General features: G+C 47.7%; 18 protein-coding genes. 6 read left to right on the forward strand and 12 right to left on the reverse strand.

The window, feature by feature from the left end:
• Positions 1–98: 98 nt before the first annotated feature.
• Together prfH and FHW36_RS29520 are read right to left on the reverse strand one after the other, a co-directional pair.
• Positions 99–713, reverse strand: coding sequence for a peptide chain release factor H (gene prfH / locus FHW36_RS29515; RefSeq protein ID WP_145674985.1), 615 nt, complete (start codon positions 711–713; stop codon positions 99–101).
• A 4-nt stretch (positions 714–717) separates the two neighbouring features.
• Complete coding sequence (locus tag FHW36_RS29520) at positions 718–2118, reverse strand: RtcB family protein (RefSeq protein ID WP_145674986.1); 1401 nt, start codon at positions 2116–2118, stop codon at positions 718–720.
• Between the two features lie 572 nt (positions 2119–2690).
• On the opposite strand from FHW36_RS29520, the gene FHW36_RS29525 reads away from it, so the two are divergent.
• The 6 genes from FHW36_RS29525 to FHW36_RS29555 all read left to right on the forward strand — a co-directional run bounded on the left by FHW36_RS29525 (position 2691) and on the right by FHW36_RS29555 (position 10692).
• The gene (locus FHW36_RS29525; RefSeq protein WP_145674987.1) at positions 2691–3317 is read left to right on the forward strand and encodes a TetR/AcrR family transcriptional regulator; all 627 of its coding nucleotides are present in this window, start codon (positions 2691–2693) and stop codon (positions 3315–3317) included.
• Positions 3318–3322: 5 nt separating this feature from the next.
• Positions 3323–4642 carry an ABC1 kinase family protein gene (locus FHW36_RS29530; RefSeq protein ID WP_145674988.1) on the forward strand — a complete coding sequence of 440 codons (1320 nt, stop codon included), beginning with the start codon at positions 3323–3325 and terminating at the stop codon, positions 4640–4642.
• Positions 4643–5069: 427 nt separating this feature from the next.
• Positions 5070–6113: a sensor histidine kinase gene (locus FHW36_RS29540; protein ID WP_145674989.1), complete on the forward strand. Its 1044-nt coding sequence runs from the start codon at positions 5070–5072 to the stop codon at positions 6111–6113.
• Positions 6110–6820 carry a LytR/AlgR family response regulator transcription factor gene (locus FHW36_RS29545; protein WP_246121258.1) on the forward strand — a complete coding sequence of 237 codons (711 nt, stop codon included), beginning with the start codon at positions 6110–6112 and terminating at the stop codon, positions 6818–6820. The genes FHW36_RS29540 and FHW36_RS29545 overlap by 4 nt, the downstream gene beginning before the upstream one ends.
• 137 nt (positions 6821–6957) lie before the next feature.
• Complete coding sequence (locus FHW36_RS29550) at positions 6958–9513, forward strand: outer membrane beta-barrel family protein (RefSeq protein ID WP_145674995.1); 2556 nt, start codon at positions 6958–6960, stop codon at positions 9511–9513.
• Positions 9514–9669: 156 nt separating this feature from the next.
• On the forward strand, positions 9670–10692 hold the full coding sequence (locus tag FHW36_RS29555; protein WP_186452676.1) for a hypothetical protein: 1023 nt from the start codon (positions 9670–9672) through the stop codon (positions 10690–10692).
• Positions 10693–10710: 18 nt separating this feature from the next.
• Here FHW36_RS29555 and FHW36_RS29560 read toward each other — a convergent pair whose 3' ends face one another.
• The 10 genes from FHW36_RS29560 to ureB all read right to left on the reverse strand — a co-directional run bounded on the left by FHW36_RS29560 (position 10711) and on the right by ureB (position 18293).
• Positions 10711–11442 carry a metallophosphoesterase family protein gene (locus FHW36_RS29560; protein WP_145675001.1) on the reverse strand — a complete coding sequence of 244 codons (732 nt, stop codon included), beginning with the start codon at positions 11440–11442 and terminating at the stop codon, positions 10711–10713.
• Between the two features lie 2 nt (positions 11443–11444).
• The gene (locus FHW36_RS29565; protein ID WP_145675002.1) at positions 11445–11996 is read right to left on the reverse strand and encodes a 2OG-Fe(II) oxygenase; all 552 of its coding nucleotides are present in this window, start codon (positions 11994–11996) and stop codon (positions 11445–11447) included.
• Positions 11997–12001: 5 nt separating this feature from the next.
• Entirely contained in the window at positions 12002–12691 is a 690-nt protein-coding gene (locus FHW36_RS29570) for an NUDIX hydrolase (protein ID WP_145675004.1), read from the reverse strand.
• 126 nt (positions 12692–12817) lie between these two features.
• The gene (locus tag FHW36_RS29575) at positions 12818–13558 is read right to left on the reverse strand and encodes a hypothetical protein (RefSeq protein ID WP_246121259.1); all 741 of its coding nucleotides are present in this window, start codon (positions 13556–13558) and stop codon (positions 12818–12820) included.
• Positions 13516–14325, reverse strand: coding sequence for an urease accessory protein UreD (locus FHW36_RS29580; protein WP_145675006.1), 810 nt, complete (start codon positions 14323–14325; stop codon positions 13516–13518). Before FHW36_RS29580 ends, FHW36_RS29575 begins: the two co-directional genes overlap by 43 nt.
• A 10-nt stretch (positions 14326–14335) precedes the next feature.
• A complete protein-coding gene (gene ureG, locus FHW36_RS29585) occupies positions 14336–14974 on the reverse strand; it encodes an urease accessory protein UreG (RefSeq protein WP_145675008.1) in 639 nt (212 codons plus the stop codon).
• A gap of 16 nt (positions 14975–14990) precedes the next feature.
• Positions 14991–15680 (reverse strand): urease accessory protein UreF, encoded by a 690-nt coding sequence (locus FHW36_RS29590; protein WP_145675012.1) that lies wholly within the window; start codon positions 15678–15680, stop codon positions 14991–14993.
• Between the two features lie 3 nt (positions 15681–15683).
• Positions 15684–16190 carry an urease accessory protein UreE gene (ureE, locus tag FHW36_RS29595; RefSeq protein ID WP_145675014.1) on the reverse strand — a complete coding sequence of 169 codons (507 nt, stop codon included), beginning with the start codon at positions 16188–16190 and terminating at the stop codon, positions 15684–15686.
• A gap of 10 nt (positions 16191–16200) precedes the next feature.
• Entirely contained in the window at positions 16201–17922 is a 1722-nt protein-coding gene (gene ureC, locus FHW36_RS29600) for an urease subunit alpha (protein ID WP_145675020.1), read from the reverse strand.
• Complete coding sequence (gene ureB, locus FHW36_RS29605) at positions 17919–18293, reverse strand: urease subunit beta (protein ID WP_145675025.1); 375 nt, start codon at positions 18291–18293, stop codon at positions 17919–17921. The genes ureC and ureB overlap by 4 nt, the downstream gene beginning before the upstream one ends.
• Positions 18294–18301 lie beyond the last annotated feature (8 nt).

Below are 18301 nucleotides of genomic sequence, written 5' to 3' on the forward strand. Positions count from 1 at the left end.
CAAAAGAATATTGATTTTTTAAGATATTATCTCAAATTGATAAAATGCACCATCAAAAAAGAAGAGGCTGTACCATTTATTTATGATACAGCCTCCTCCTACAGCCGTTCCCGGATCACCTTCACGGCCTGCCCTCTTTCCAGCTCATTATGTTCCTGCCAGCGGTCCTGCTGCTGGCCTACGAGCCTGGTAGTTTGCCAGGCCAGGAACTTCGCTTCAAGACGTTGAAGGCATAGCTGTTTGTTTTGCAGCTGTGAGCGGCTGTCCATGGCCAGTACCTGCAAGCCGCTGGGAAGATGCGTGCCCCTCACGGCGGTTTCCACTTTATTCACATGCTGACCTCCGGGTCCGGAAGCGCGGCAGGTTTCCAGCACTACATCTTTCACATTCCAGGATAACTGTTGCTGCACATCGAATACCGACACGCCGGCAAACCAGTTTCTGCGTTTGTGAAATTTACGGTAGGGGCTGGGAGAAACCCATTGCACCGTTCCTTCCCACTCTTTGATAAAAGCCGGGAGGCGTTCGCCCTGGGCTAACAGTGTAGCGGATAACAGGGTACCTTTCAGGTCGCCTTTTATGTTTTCCAGTACTTCCAGGGAGATGCCCGCGGCACGGCCCTGCTTCAGCATCAGTTCCTGCACCCGGGCCACTACCCTGCTACATTCTGCAGGGCCGCGGCCGGAAGTGATTTGTATAATTACCTTGTTCATGTCATTAATCTTTGTTCATTCTTACAATAGCGGGCATAAAACGGCCCTCGATGTCGATTAGTTCCTGCTGGGCGTTGATCACCGTTTCGATGTCTTTATACGCCAGCGGATTTTCTTCCACGCTGCCACCAATAAGGGTAACGCCTGCGTTGGCGAGCATTTTTTTCATGCCCGACACGGTCATGTTCTCTTTGGCGCGCTTACGGCTCATGGCCCTCCCTGCACCGTGGGAAGCGGAGTATAACGCCTGTTCCACGCCTTTTCCTTTTACAAGGTAGGCCGCCGAGCACATGCTGCCGGGAATGATGCCCATCTCGCCGGCATGCGCAGGGGTAGCCCCTTTGCGGTGAATGATCACCCGCTGACCGCCGGGCAGCGTATCTTCCCAGGCAAAATTGTGGTGATTTTCAATGGTGGCCAGTGCCTCCAGGCCCAGCGCCTTCATCAGATTAGCGTGAATCCGGTCGTGGCAGGCTTTGGCGTAATCGCCGGCCAGGTTCATGGCCAGCCAGTACTCCTGACCGGCCTCACTGTTGAGGTCCAGCCAGGCCAGCTGCTGCGCCGACCGTGGCAGCTTACAGCTATCCATAGCGATGCGGGTATAATGCTGCGCGATATTGGCGCCCAGTCCCCGGCTACCGGAATGCGATAACAACGCCAGGTATTGTTTTGCCGGCAGTTGCAGCGCATTGTCTTCCGCCATTTCTATCAACCCAAATTCTACAAAGTGATTACCACTACCAGACGATCCTAACTGACGCGCTGCTTTGATCTGTAACTTCCGGAGTAGCTCGGTCGACTGAAACGCAGGGTCATCCAGCACCTCATGCGATTGCTCAAAGGGTAGTCCTCCCTCCATTCCAAAGTGAGTATAGTCTTTCAAGGCCACTTTTACCTGGTGGGAAAAGCGTTTCAGAAAACTTTCCCCTTCTGCAAAAATGGTGAGCGCCATCCGGCAGCCAATATCTACGCCTACGGCGAAAGGCAGTACGGCATTATCCACCGCCAGCACGCCGCCGATGGGCAGCCCGTAGCCGGTGTGTGCATCAGGCATTAAAGCCCCCTGCACCGTCACTGGCAGCGACATCGCCACTTCCATTTGTTGCTTGGCCGAACGCTCAATTTCCTTGCTGCCGTATACTTTCAGCTGCCCGGCTTTTTCCAGCAGCTCATAACTATGAAAATGGCATTCCACCGGTTCATCCATAAAAGTGGCAGCAATTTTACCCAGTATTTCATCACCCTGGTAGGCCGCAGGATCCGCTTTGATGGCTGTCAGCAGCGCCATCAGCTCTGCTTTGCCGGTATGTTTAAAATGTTTGGAAATAGTATTGATAACAAGGCTTCTGGCCCTGTCGTTGGTATAACCTATTTTACTTAGTTCTTTTGTTTTTATACAGCCCATAAAATGGTGATTGTAGTATGCATAATTATTGAGGAGCGGGCATAGCACGCCCTCCGGGCACGGAGCGCCCATTGTAATATTTTGGTGAAACAACCGCTGCGGGGAAGCTTGATGGGGCGACAAACAACATCCTAACGTATACGCTTATACGACATCCTGTTACAGCCGGAAATCTATTATAAAATATGGCTGTATATACGATATTGATTTATACAATCTTGTATAAACAATCGGGTCATGTAATGCAGGAAAAATACGAGCAATAACAAGGCGTTTGCCTGATCAGGCAAGCAGCAGTGCGGGTGATATGTGGGTATGTTCTGTCATGATTCCTTGTAATTTTAAACGATGAAGAATAAGGAATTCGGGTGCAAAGATATGGTTATTTTCCAAATACCAAATTCCTTTTTTTATCATAGCAATTTCCTGGTAAATAAAACAGATTTTAACATTTCCACCCACGATAAAAAGCTGTTTATACGCGCGCATACCGTAAATTTGTATGCGCCCGCACTATTAACCTCCGGTACCAATCCGGACGGGCTTATTCAACAACCGTAAACCTTTTTTTTATGGACAAACAGCTTATTCGCAACGCCTATAAAGTGTACTGGCTTGAAAATGGCAAAGCGCCGGTATCGGTATATGCACTCTGCAAAATTGTAGATATCACGGAAGCTGCGTTTTACGAACAATACAGCTCCCTGGAATCAGTGGAACAGGATATCTGGTTAGCTATCTTCCAGCAAACACTGGAACAATTGCAGGCAGATGCTACCTACCTCCAGTACAACGCGCAGGAAAAACTCCTGGCTTTTTATTTTCTCTGGGTACAAAAACTGAAGGAAGACCGCAGCTACCTGTTATTGCAACGGAAACATTTCCGCCTGCCAGACCTGTACCGCAACAAACTCGATACCTTCCACGATGCCTTTAATGCGTACGTACGCGACCTGGTAAAAGAAGGCTATCAATCCAACGAAATCAAGGAAAGAAAATATATCTCCGATCAATATGTACATGGTTTCTGGTTACAGGTCCTGTTTGTATTGAAATACTGGCTGGATGATACCAGTCACCAATTTGAAATGACCGATGCTGCGATTGAAAAAGCAGTGAATCTCAGTTTCCAGCTGATCAAATCCAATACCCTGGATAGTTTGTTGGACTTTGGGAAATTTATTTTTACGAGGAAATAAACACCATGAAAGAGCAATCCAACATTCCTACCTCCAAGGTGGAAAGGGCAGGCAGATTTGTTACGACCGGACTTAAAGTTGGTTCCAATTATATCAAACACTACACCCGCAAACTGATGGATCCTTCCACCACGAAGGAAGCGCTCCACCAGGACAATGCGGCTGATATCTACGATACGCTCAGCAACCTGAAAGGCAGCGCCCTCAAAGTGGCGCAGATGCTGAGCATGGACAAAGGAATGCTCCCCAAAGCCTATACTGAAAAGTTTGCCATGTCGCAGTACAGCGCGCCCCCGCTGAGCGGCCCGCTGGTAGTCAACACCTTTGTAAAAACGCTGGGCAAATCGCCCACCCAGTTATACGATACCTTCGAAATGCAGGCGGCCAACGCCGCTTCCATCGGACAGGTGCATAAAGCCACCAAAGCCGGCAAAACACTGGCCGTAAAAATCCAGTATCCCGGCGTTGCCAACAGCGTAAAATCCGACCTCCGTATCGTAAAACCATTCGCAATACGCATTGTAGGCATGAACGAAGTAGACATGGATAAATACTTCGACGAAATAGAAAGCAAACTGCTGGAGGAAACCGACTACAAACTGGAGCTTCGCCGTTCCATGGATTTGTCGGCCGCCTGCGCACATATACCCAACCTCCGCTTTCCAGGCTACTACCCCGACATGTCGTCTGAACGGATTATTACAATGGACTGGCTGGAAGGCAAACACCTGAAAGAGTTTCTGCAAACAGACCCTTCCAGGGAAGTACGCAATAAAATAGGCCAGGCCCTGTGGGATTTTTACCAATTCCAGGTACATAGCCTGAAACAGGTGCATGCCGACCCGCACCCCGGCAACTTCCTCATGCGCCCCGATGGCACCGTAGGCATATTCGACTTTGGTTGCGTAAAAGAAGTACCGCTGGACTTTTATGAAAATTATTTCCTTTTGGTAGATAAGGAAGTACTGAAAGATGAAAAACGCCGGCACGAAATATACACTAACCTGGAAATGATCCATCCAACGGATACACCCAAAGAAGTGGAATTTTTCTCGGGGTTATTCCAGCATATGATCGATCTGCTGACGCTCCCCTTCACCGTAGACACCTTCGATTTCGGTAATGAGACCTACTTCAATGAAATCTACGCCTACATGGATGAACTGTACAACATGAAGGAAATCCGCGACTCTAAAGTGGCACGGGGCTCCCGGCATAGTTTGTATATCAATCGTACTTACTTCGGATTATACTCCATTCTCAGTGAACTGAAAGCGAATATCATTACCGGGAATAACCGGATTAAGGAATTAGCGAAAAGCTGAAAGAAAGCATAAAGCAAAAAGCTATTGTGGAGAATGATATAAGCGAATTTTAAACACTCGCTAAGTTCTTCTCCACAATAGCTTTTTGCTTTATGCTTTCTGCTCCTTTAAAATGTGTTCTTCTTTTCCAGTTCAGGCATCGCATCATCTATACGCCTGCTCAGCTCCGGCAACTTAATAGTTGGCACTGCCGGAAACAGGTGATAGAACATGCTAAATGTGATTTTATTCTTCCAGTCCGAACGCTACCGGCGGGTAATATCAGCTGTCATATATCAGCGTTTTAGTACAATGAGGTAATGGGAATGGGAATTGCAATCATAAAATTAAGACTTAATTTAATATCATAGTTGCGTTGGTCGAAGAAATATCCGGGTTGGTCGCAAGTCGCACACATGATAAATATATAAACGCCTAATTTGCCGCCATGAAACGGGAATGGTATCAACAAAAATGGGTTATTACAGCACTCCATACTTTAGGGTGGCTCGCATTCATTTCACTGCCTTACCTGTTACATCCTTCGTCAGATACACATGCGCAGGAACGCATGAATGAGAAACACAAGTGGGAGCTGTATATGTACTTTACAGACCTCGTGATGATTACCTTCTTCTACCTGAATGCCTGGGTGTTTATTCCCCGGTTACTCAACAAAAAAAAGGTGGTAAAATACACACTGTCCGTGCTGGCAATATTTGTTTTTATGATGACGGCGCGGTATGAGTTTGAAATCCTTTTCCTGAACCCTCATGTGATAGATATCAGACCTGCTATCCTTTTTACGTTGCTCGTATTTTTCTTTATCTGGTCCACCAGCACAGCTTTTCAGATGATTGTGGATAAGGTACGGCAGGAAAGACAAACCAGCGCCCGCGAAAACGAGAATCTGAAAACGGAATTATCGCTGCTGCGTTCCCAGGTGAGTCCTCATTTTATGTTTAATGTGCTCAACAACATGGTGTCGCTGGCCCGTAAAAAATCGGATGTGCTGGAGCCCTCGCTGATCAAGCTATCGTCGTTAATGCGGTACATGCTCTATGAAGCCGACGAAGACAAAGTGCCGCTGCAAAAGGAAGCAGAGTACCTGCAAAGTTATATTGATCTCCAACAACAACGTTTCGGAAAAAATGTAACCATGAATGTGTCCCTGGAAGTGAGTAAAAACACTTATGAGATAGCGCCCATGTTGCTCATTCCTTTTGTGGAAAACGCATTTAAACATGGTACCGGATTAATATCCGATGCTCAGATAGATATCCAGTTATATACCCGCCCCGGGATGCTCTTTTTTTCTGTGCGTAACAAATACAATCCCGCTTCTTCGGAAGTGAAAGATAAAACCAGCGGGATAGGCCTTGTGAACGTAAAAAGACGCTTAAATTTGCTGTACGGTGAGGATTACGTACTGCATATCGACAAAAAAGACGATTGGTTTATAGTATCCTTGCAATTAAATTTACCTGGATGATGAAATGTATTGCCATAGACGATGAGCCATTGGCGCTGGACCTGCTGGAAGACAACATTAGCATGGTACCTTACCTGCAGCTCGCGGGCAAATGCCAGAATGCCTTTGAGGCTATGGAAATACTGCGTCATCAATCGGTAGACCTGATATTTCTTGATATACAAATGCCCGGGCTTACCGGCCTGCAATTCCTGGAATCGCTGCCCAATAAACCGATGGTGATCCTGATTACCGCTTACGAAAAGTATGCATTGGAAGGTTTTAACCTGGCAGTAACCGACTATCTCGTAAAACCGGTATCGCTAGAACGTTTTATCAGGGCCTGCAATAAAGCGCAGGAGCTCTTCCTGTTGAAATCGGGTAGTAAGGCCAACCGGGAACAGGCAGACTTCTTTTTTGTAAATGTGGATTACAGCCTGCTCAAAGTGGTATTTGCAGACATTACCTGGATTGAAGGGCTGAAAGACTATGTAAAAATACATCTCCAGGGCAACCCTAAACCTGTGATAACCCGTATGAGTATCAAGGGATTGGAAGAACAGCTCCCACCAGCAAAATTTATCCGCATTCACAAGTCGCATATTGTATCTGTGGGGGCTATTACCGCCATCCGGAAGAACAGTGTTTTCCTGGATGAAATAGAATTACCTGTGGGAGATACCTACCGCGATTCTGTGTACGCATTAGCCGGAAAATCAAGTCAGTAAATTATTACAGGCTTCTCTTCTTTATTAAAACACTCCCTCGCGCCCGCATTTCGTAGACATATTTTTCCCGCTCATCTCATTTATTTTATTTAATCCACCAACGCGGTATACTTTTGCATCTCTGAATTTTAAATAAAATGCACAAGATCTACTCGTTAATCGCCCTGTTTTTGCTTACCGTCTCTGCCTGGGCACAGGCCCCCGCTGGCGCTGGCGCCAGAATGCCCATGGGGATGAACGGACATGTTTACGGAAAAATTATTGACCCAGATGGAAAACCTGTTGCTTACGCTTCTGTAATTATCCTGCAAAACCGCATGGATACTGTTAGCAAAAAAATGAAGGAAAAACTGCTGAAAGGCGCACTCACCAAAGGCAATGGAGAATTCAGCCTAGATGAGTTGCCCGGCAGGGGCCCACTCAAACTGCGGATAACGGCTACCGGCTATAAAACGGTAGAACAACCCGTTACCTTTCCGCCATTCGACAAAGACCTGGGTAACATCAAGCTGGCTGTCAGCACTACTCAATTACAGGGTGTGACGGTTGCCGGTACCAAACCCATTATGCAGATGGATATCGATAAAAAGGTATTCAACGTAGAAAAAAATATCGTGAGCACCGGCGGTACCGCTCTCGATGTCATGAAAAACGTACCGTCTGTTAACGTAGACATCGACGGAAATGTAACCCTGCGTAATGCAGCGCCACAGCTCTACATCGATGGACGCCCCACCACGCTGACACTGGAACAGATTCCTGCCGATGCGATCGAAAACGTGGAAGTAATCACCAACCCTTCCGCTAAATACGATGCTTCCGGCGGTAGCGCAGGCATCCTGAATATCGTGCTGAAAAAGAACCGTAAAACCGGTTACAACGGTAATATCCGCGCGGGTGTTGACAAACGCGGCGCCCTCAACGGTGGTGGCGACTTCAACCTGCGCCAGGACAAGGTAAATATCAGCGCCAGCGTAATGGGCAACCAGATGAAGGGACGTACTAATGGTACCACCGATCGTGATAACTTCGGGGATATACCGCACACCCTCATCAACCAGGAAAATGACAACAAAACCAACGGCGGCTTCATTTTTGGTAAACTGGGGCTCGACTGGTTCGTTACCAACCGCACTACCCTCTCTATAGCAGGTATTAAGGTGCATGGAGAAATGAACCCTACCGAAAGAATTGATATCAACAGCGATACACTGCTGAATCCTGTTACCCATGGCTTCAGCCAACGGAATTCCAGTTCGCATAATAAATTCAATGCCAATGGATTAGTGCTAGGAATGAAACACCTGTTCCCCAAAGAAGGAGAAGAATTGACAGCCGATTTCAACTACTTCGGCGGTAAAAGCAACAACAACTCTGACTATAGAACAGACCGGTATGCCGTTGATAAAAACAATATTACCGGGAGCGATATCCAGCAGATCCTCGGTGGCGGCTCTGTGAGCTTCATGACCATCCAAACGGACTATGTGAAGCCTTTCCGGGGCAAGCTGAAACTGGAAACTGGTTTGAGAGCTTCTATCCGCACTACGAAAAGTAACTTCAATAACTATATGATGGATCCCGCAACAGGTAAATATATCCTGATCCCGGCGGCCTCTAATAATTATAAGAATAGCGATAACGTATATGCGGCCTATGCCAGCATCTCCAACACCATCAAGAACTTTGGCTATAAGGTAGGACTGCGTGCAGAAAGCTCCAACTATACAGGCGACCTGCTCAATAATGGTCAGCACTTCAGCAACAGCTACCCGGTAAGCCTGTTCCCTTCTATATTTTTAAGCCAGAAGCTAAAACATGACCAGGAGCTGCAGGTAAGTTATACCCGCAGAATTAACCGGCCTAATTTCTTCCAGCTGATACCGTTCACCGACTCAACTGATAAGCTGAACATCACGAAAGGTAACCCAGGCCTGGTACCGGAGTTCACCCAGTCAATGGAAATGTCGTACCTGAAAACGTTTAAGGGCAACAATACCTTACTGGCATCTCTTTACTACCGCCATACCAACAACCTGATTACCCGTTACCTGACTAATGAAACCGACCCGGTAAACAACCAGAAAATCCTGGTCAACACGTATATCAACGCCAACTCCAGCTATTCTGCCGGTGCTGAAGTTACCGCCATGAACACCATTACCAAGTGGTGGAATATGTCGACCAACGTGAATATCTACAATTCCAAAATCAATACGGATAATGTAGCACAGTCGCAGGATGCACTCTGGAGCTGGTTTGGAAAGCTCAACAACACCTTTAAGCTACCTGCTAATTTCGAGGTGCAGCTTACCGGTACTTACCAGTCTAAAACCAACCTGCCGGTAAACGACAATAAGGGTGGTCCCCAAAGCGGTCCAATGTTCGGTCAGTCGCAAAACGCTTCCCAAGGGTATATTGCCTCCTTCTGGGGTGTAGATGCTGCTATCAAAAAGAGTTTCCTGAAAAATAATGCCGCCTCTGTAACACTGAGTGTGAACGATATTTTCAGAACCCGCTGGTCAGATCAGTACTCTGAAAGCGCTTACTTCACACAGTACTACAGCCGTTTACGCGACCCGCAAATGATACGCCTCAACTTTGCTTACCGGTTTGGTAAAATAGATGCCAGCCTGTTCAAGAGAAAGAATATGGGTGCAGGCATGCAGGGAATGCAGGAAGTGATTCAATAAGAAGTTGTCTGTTATATTTAAGCGCCGGAATGCGAGGGGAAGCCTAAGCATTCCGGCCTTTTTATTTCTGTGATTTTATCTATCTTCAAGCCTTATTATATAACCAATATTCTCTACACCATGAAATGTAAATTGTTGTTAACTTCCCTATTTGCCATGTCCGCTATTGGAAGTTACGCCCAAATCCAGAACTCCACTGCGTTGCAAACAAATGCTAATTTCAATATTGATGGTACCGGAAGTGCGAGGGCGTTTTATACCTCCGATAGTACCATTAGCTCTGGCAGAGGGCATTATATCATCCGGCAAAAAGGGTCATTCCGCTGGGCCATAGGAACCTTTACGGCTGAAAATGGAACAGAAGGCCAGGGCAGTGATTTTTCTCTGTTCAGCTATAACAATGGTGGCAGCTACCGGGGAAATTATCTCACTATTTTGAGAACAAATGGGGCGGTAGGAATCAATACTTCTGCCGCTACTGCCCAACTCCATGTCAATGCGCTGCCTACCGCTACAGTGGCTAAGTTTACGCTGAGCAATATCGCAGAAACAAATGCTGCTCTTACTATTGCGAATGGCACCAGCAGTCCCGGTAGTTTTATCACCTCCATAACGGGTCGTTCCTATAGTCCCGGCAGACCTTTTGGCGTTATTCTCACAGGTGAATCCGAAGATATAGCGCCCCCCACTAATGAGCTAAATGCAGCTGCTGTGGTGATAGATGGCAGAAGTAAAAATGCCAGCCGTTTGAATACTGCCAATGTATTGACCATTTCTTCCTATACCATCCCCCTTGTGGTGGTAAAGGCCGATGGCAGCATGGGCATAGGTACCCTCACCACCGGCACGAACAAACTGGCTGTAGAAGGTACTATCGCTGCGAGAAGATTGAAAGTAACACAAACTACACCCTGGCCCGATTACGTCTTCGAAGCTACTTATTCGCTTCCTTCGTTACAGGCAGTAGAAGATTTTATCAATAAAAACAAACACCTGCCCGAAGTGCCGTCAGCTAATGAAATAGCAGAACACGGGCAGGATGTAGGAGAAATGAATACTATTCTTCTGAAGAAAGTAGAGGAACTTACGTTACACCTGATATCCATGCAAAAGGAAATCGCGGCGCTAAAAGATAGTAATAAAGTACTGGAGGAAAAGGTAAAAAAAATACAACGTTAAATGCTTTACAGGCCGGGATCAGGTATTCCGGCCTTTTTCATCCGGGTAAAACGACTGCACCGTATCACTCTGCCACACTTCTTTGGTATCGATATTCATCGCCGAAATCTTGCCCATAAAGGCGGCGCCGGTGTCTACGTTATGTACATTACAGGCAATCATGGGCAGTACTTCGCCATAGTTAACACTGGGCGTATGGCCAATGTAAATTTCATGAAACTGTAATAAACGTTTGGGATAAAACCGTGCATCACGAGGCATTTGCGGATCCAGCGCCAGGGCTAATTCCCAAAGGCTGCGGTCCCAGTAAAGCATGGGAGTAAATCTTTCATATTCAGGCCCGTGCGTAGAGGTAAAGCCGGCATGCACAAACAAACGCTTTTGTGCATCGATGTAAAACAGCCGCATATCATTGAAAAAGGCGGTATGCCTTTGCAGCTGCGAAGGAGATAGCTTTTCATAGCTGGCAATGGTGGCCGCGCCACCGTTTCTCATCCAGGAAGCCTCCGGCATAACACCATTCAGCCACGACTCGCACCAGGCATCATGGTTCCCTTTAATAAAAATACAACGATAGGTTAACTCCAGCTCCATCAGGTACGCCAGTACGCCGGCCGACTCCGACCAGCCATCTACATAGTCTCCTAAAAAAATCAGGGTATCTGCTTCTTTTGGCGCAATCCGTGCGATCAGTTGTTTTAAAGCTTTCAGCGCGCCATGTATATCACCTATTACGTAGGTTGCGGACATGTTTAAAGTTGTTTGTACATAATATCCGTTCGCAGCACATACTTGATACCGGCCGTTAGCAGGGAGCCTTCATGCCGCAATGGATGATGAAAGATCAATGCCGTACCGGTTTCCGGGCGTATAACTTCCCCGGATGCAAAGATGGTTTCTCCCCCGGTATATGCTTCGTTCAGATAGATCATAAAAGTATATTGGCTGGCTTCAAAACGGTTCCGCTCAAAACTCCCGTCCTTATGCATTTTAAAGCGTTGTCCGGGACTGTATTTATAAAAACGGAACAATTCGTTCAGGCCAACGGCCGCCCGGTTATCTGTGCCTTCCGGCGCAAATTCCTTCAGCCGCTCCCAGATAAAGGTAGCATATGCTTTATCCTTATACAATACCCTTTCATTATTTCGCACGCCTTTAATCAGGCGTTGCACGCCGTTACCCACGTCTACCGTGGCTTCTTCATAGCCAAGGGCCTCACTTTTTTCAATCAGCGCTTTACATTCCTCCAAAGAAAAAAAATCACGAATCGTGAAAATACCGGGGTTGTAAGTATACTTTTCCATCGTCGTTATGATTCTGTAGGTACATTAATCTGGAAATTGTTTTTCTTCAGGTGCTTATTAAAGCGGTACAGCTCAGGATGCCTGTTTTTCAGCCCTTCCCGCTTCATGCCGGTGTTGATAACATATTCCGCATCCAGGATCTTGCGGCGGAAATTGCGGCGGTCGAGCGTAGTATGCAGAATACATTCGTATAACTCATGCAGCTCCGTGATAGTAAATAGTTCATCCAGCAACTCGAAGCCCACCGGATGGTATAATATTTTCGATTTCAGCCGCTGCAGGGCCGCCTTAAAAATATATTTATGGTCAAAACCCAGCACCGGCAACTTCCTTACATTAAACCATTTTACGTCGTTGGCCATGCTGCCTGCCACGATTTTGAACTTGGCAGGATTGATAAGGGCATAATATCCCACGGCAATTACCCGTCCCCGGGGATCTCTGCCCGGATCATCGAAGGAGTATAACTGCTCCAGGAATACCTCATTCATGCCCAGCTTGGTTTGCAGGATGCGGGAACAGGTATCCAGGAAGGTTTCCTCCATCTGTAAAAAGCCTCCCGGCAATGTCCAGCAGTCTTTAAACGGCTCCTCTTTACGGTTAAGCAGCAATACAGATAGGGTATTGTCGTGGTAGCCAAATACCACCAGGTCTACCGCGAGAGAGGGGTTTCTATATTCGTGAAAAAGCTTCATGGGATGTTTGCGTCAATATAACGTGAAGTAACAAATTTTCTGGGAGAAAACCTAAATAAAAAGAGGCCGAAGGGGAAACAAAAAGTTTCCGTTCGTTCATTTAAATTCCTTTTTGAATGGGAGAATTTACCAGCCAAGAAATACCATTCCTATTCCACAGAGGGTTACCACTCCTCCGCCGATGGCATGTACGTACCGTTCGAGCTTATCTGTTTTAATAATGGAATAACCATAACAACCTATCAGTACCATGGCTAACATGGTAATAACAGTAACGATCGCAAAAACGCTGATCAGCACGATCACTTCGAGGGAAGAGCGATGTGCGCCCGAATAAAATAACAGCGGCACCAGGGGCTCGCTGGGTCCCATCACAAAAATGGCAAACAATATCCAGGGTGTTACTTTCACCCTGTTCTGCGGATATACTACCTCTCCATGTTTATGTTCATATACATAAATATCTCCCCCCTCATATACATCAAAATGCTTGTGCGGTTTATTCAGCCACGCCTGTCGCAATCCCCATACCAGGTATACGGCGCCGAAGGCCAGCAGGCACCAGCCCGAAAGATGACCTCTCACATCGGTAAACCAGGCTAGCTTCGACAACTGCCATCCCAGCAATACACCGATCAGCCCTATAATGACAGAACTGAAAATATGCCCAAAACCACAGAGAATAGTCCAGAAGATAGTCTTGGACATGCTCCATTTCTTCGACCGCGACAGCACAATGAAAGGCAGGTAGTGATCCGGCCCGGTGGCGGTATGCAGGCAGCTGATGGTAACCGCCGATAGTATCAATGTTGTTAACCCGATATTCATAGTACTTTCATTACTGTCGCTACTACCGCGGCTTTCCATAAATGTTGCTGTATTTTACGGAGACAGTTAAACAGCTGCTCTCCACCGTTGCCCAATATCCTGACCACGGTGCTGTAAGGCCCGCTGGCTGAGGCACCAGCAATAATCCCGCCCTCTCCCTCCAGTAAAGCATACAACTGGTCCGGCAAATCGGCTGCCACGCCAGCACCCGTATTCACGTAAATGAGTGTGGCCTGGTGCGTATATCCTTCCATCTGCCCAATTGCTTCCATCGGCAGCAACTGTGGTTGCAGCAACACATTGTCTTTCACAATCAGCTTATCGCCATAGAACACGGAAGTAACATTCTGAAAATGGCTGAAGCGGAATACCTCCCCTGAATGCTTACGGCCACAGGTCACAATTTCACCGAAGGTGAGCTCGCAGTTGTCGGCCATCCGGATAATGTTGCGGCCTTTGAAGATGGCATTTTCATGTGGTACCACCGGGTGCTGTACATAGCTGAATACACTGTTGGGCTCCAGCGTAACCAGCTGCTGTTGCTGTGCACCACGCTGCATATTGAACAGGCGCTGGTACGATTGTGATTGCAACTGCAACCGGCTGTTGCTTTCTACCTTAATATCAATATCGTAATGATCACCATCCAATATCCCCGGTGAAGAGCTCATGACCATCAGGTAGAGCGAGGGATCTGTTTTGTGTTCCCCTACGTTCGCTACCCGGAATGGGCGCGTGAAGTAGGTGTCCCGCAAAAACGAGCGCCCATTTTTATACCCACTTATTATACTCAGCTTGTTAATCATTCCTATTCATTTATCTTACCAGCGCAGGCTCTGCTGCATCTTCCAGTAAGGCATACTTCTTAATCCAGCCAATTACCGTATCCAGTCCCTGCAACGACATAAGATTGGTAAATACGAAAGGCTTGCCACCGCGCATTTTGCGGGCATCACGTTCCATCATTCCCAGGTCGGCATGTACATAGGGCGCGAGGTCTATTTTGTTGATCACCAGCAGGTCGGAGCGGGTAATGCCCGGGCCGCCTTTACGGGGGATCTTATCTCCTTCTGCTACATCAATCACAAAGATGGTAACATCGGCCAGGTCGGGACTGAAAGTGGCGGACAGGTTGTCGCCACCACTTTCTATCAGGATCAGTTCTATTTCCGGGAAACGGGCCGCCATTTCATCAACCGCTTCCAGGTTCATGCTGGCATCCTCACGGATAGCGGTGTGCGGACATCCGCCGGTTTCTACACCGATAATCCTTTCTTTAGGCAGCAGGCTATTTTTTGTTAAGAACTCCGCATCTTCTTTGGTATAAATATCATTGGTGATCACCCCTATGCTATAGGTGTTCATCAGGTGCCTCGACAATCTTTCTATCAGGGCAGTTTTACCAGATCCTACCGGTCCGGCTACTCCTATTTTCACATATTTTCTGTCACTCATGGTTGTTACTTTTTCATTAAGACATATACAGGCGGGAGTATAATTTTTCGTGCTGCATACAGCGGATATCGAATCCTATGTTGCAAACACCCACCAGCTCCCGGTCCAGGTGGATCGTTTTGTTTACCAGTTCTGCTATCACGGGTTGCAGGTCAAACAGGATATCCTGCCCTTCCAGTTGCCCCAGGGGTACTAGCTTTACGGCATTGGTAATCATCCCGATGGCAGCGTTATAATAAAAGGCGTACAACGCTTCGGTAAGCGGAATATCCATTAGCGCGGCATACATACCATAAGTCAGGCAGTAGTGGCCTTCTGCTGTTTTAGTGGCAATAGCGGCAGCGTATTCTTCCACCAAAGGGCTGCTATATTTTCTGCTGAAAATTTTCATCAATCGCAGTCCCAGCTTCTGGCTGGCCTGCCTAATCTCTTTGGGCAACTTCAGCGCACCTACTTCTTCATCCAGCAGCAGCATAGCTTTGAGATCGTTACCGGTAGCCGCATTGTAGGCCAGGCATACAAAAGCGCCATCATTGTAATGCAGGTTGCCGGTAAGCATTTGTTCCACAAATGCTTTGGCAGAAGTCCTGTCATGTACCAGCCCTTGTTGCACATAGGTTTCCAGGCCATTGGAGTGCGAATAGCCACCAATGGGTAAAGTAGGATCACTGAGGTGCAACAGGCTGCCTAAAAACGGGTGCTGCATATATTAACGTTCTTTTGCTGCCATGCCTAAAATTTTAGAGAACAACGAACTGCTGCCACCATGGCTATGTGGTTGCACGTTGGCATTGAGCAAGTTGGTTAGCCGTGTATGCGCTTTCACGGTATCATAGCCACTAGCCGCCAGCCAGCGAAAAATGGGCTCTTCAAAAGGAATGAGCACCTGGTCGTTCTGTATAAAAACAGGCAGGTGTTTATTACCAATCTCATAGCATACGCTGCCCATTTCCAGTAAGGAGCGGGGCGTCACCACAATCGCATCACTGGGCAGGATATCTACCACCACTACTTTCTCATCATCGATATACAGGATATCCCCGTGCTGCAGGCGCTGTCCTTCTTTCAGGAACTTAATGGCAATCTCCAGCCCGTCCTGCGTATGTTTACGCTGTATACGCTTCGTCATTTCATACCACTCCAGTTGCAAAAAGTCCACCTTCCGGTTACCTGTTGCAAGGGATGCGATATTGCCAGCTATCTTTTCTATGATCATACGGTTATTTTTAGAAAAGGAAGTAGCGTTGCGCTAAAGGCACCGTACTTACCGGTTCACAGGTGATCACCTCTCCGTCTACACGCACTTCATAATTTTCCGGGTTTACGGTAATCTCCGGCGTTTTATCGTTGTGGATCAGGTGTTTTTTAGTGATGGTTCTGCAACCGGAAACGGGCAATACCATTTTTTCGAGGCCATACTTTTCCACAATACCTTTTTCGAGTGATACTTTGGACACGAAAGACACGCAGGTCTTGTGAATAGCTTTACCATAGGCGCCGAACATGGTGCGCAGTATTACCGGCTGCGGCGTAGGAATAGACGCATTCGGATCGCCCATTTTGCTGGCGATGATCATGCCTCCTTTGATAATCATTTCCGGTTTGGCGCCGAACAGGGCTGGTTTCCACAGCACGATATCTGCCATCTTGCCTGGTTCTACAGAGCCAACATAGTTGGAAATGCCCTGGGCGATGGCCGGGTTGATAGTATATTTAGCCACATACCGTTTAGCGCGGAAGTTATCGTTGCCTTTGCCGGCATCTTCCGGCAAGGCGCCGCGTTGCTTTTTCATTTTATCGGCGGTTTGCCAGGTGCGGGTCACTACCTCGCCTACACGCCCCATGGCCTGGGAGTCGGAGCTCATCATGCTGAATACGCCTAAGTCGTGCAGGATATCTTCCGCTGCAATGGTTTCCGGGCGGATACGGGAATCCGCAAAGGCCACATCTTCCGGGATACTCTTACTCAGGTGGTGACATACCATCAGCATGTCCAGGTGCTCATCGATCGTATTGACTGTGTACGGCCGGGTGGGATTGGTAGATGCAGGCAGTACATTAGGGTACATGGCCGCTTTGATAATATCGGGTGCATGACCGCCACCGGCACCTTCTGTGTGGAAGGTATGTATTACGCGACCATTGATGGCATTCATGGTATCTTCCAGGAAGCCGGCTTCATTGAGTGTATCCGTGTGGATAGCTACCTGTACATCGTATTGGTCGGCCACTTTCAGCGCGGCATCGATAACAGCCGGGGTAGCGCCCCAGTCCTCATGTATTTTTACCCCCAGTCCGCCTGCTTCGATCTGCTCGGCGATAGGACCTTCGGTGGCGCAGTTGCCTTTTCCAAAGAAGCCCAGGTTCATCGGGAAAGAGTCGGCTGCCTGTAGCATTCTCTCCATAAACCATTTACCGGGTGTCACCGTGGTAGCATTGGTGCCGTCTGCCGGGCCAGTACCACCGCCTATCATGGTGGTGATGCCGCTGAACAGGGCGGTTTCAATTTGCTGCGGACTGATAAAGTGAATATGGGTATCGATACCGCCAGCGGTGGCAATGAGGCCATCACCACCATGTACTTCCGTACCGGCGCCAATGATCATATCGGGATGTACGCCATTCATGGTATCGGGGTTACCAGCCTGGCCAAAACCTACAATTTTTCCGTTTTTGATGCCCAGGTCACCTTTTACGATGCCCCAGTGGTCGATCAGGATCACGTTGGTGATCACAAAGTCTAGTACGCCCTGGTCGCTCATAGCGGTGCTGGACTGGGCCATACCGTCTCTTACCGTTTTACCACCGCCAAACTTGCTCTCATCGCCATATTCGTTAAAGTCCTTTTCTATCTCAATGATAATATCAGTATCGCCCAGTCTTACTTTATCCCCTACGGTAGGGCCGTACATATTGGCGTATTTAACTCTGTTTATTTTCAGGCTCATTGTGCTTTGTTTTTAAAGTTTGCGGCCAACATTTTCGTCATCGCTTTTTCCTTGCTGGCTTCCAGGGTGGTGTCGCCATTAACCAGGTTGTTGATCCCAAATACCCGGCGGGCGCCGCCCAGCTCTACCAGCTCCACCTCTTTTTCCTCGCCGGGCTCGAAGCGAACAGCCGTACCGGCGGCGATATTGAGGCGTTTACCGAAAGCTTTCTCCCGGTCGAAACTCATTTTGCGGTTGATTTCAAAAAAGTGGCAGTGAGAGCCCACCTGTACGGGGCGGTCAGCGGTATTCACCACTTTTACCCTTACGGTTTTGCGGCCCACGTTGCATTCAATATCTCCTTCCCCTAAAAAATATTCTCCAGGAATCATGTTGCGTA

The organism is Chitinophaga polysaccharea, assembly GCF_007829335.1.
GTDB classification, from domain to species: Bacteria; Bacteroidota; Bacteroidia; order Chitinophagales; family Chitinophagaceae; genus Chitinophaga; species Chitinophaga polysaccharea_B.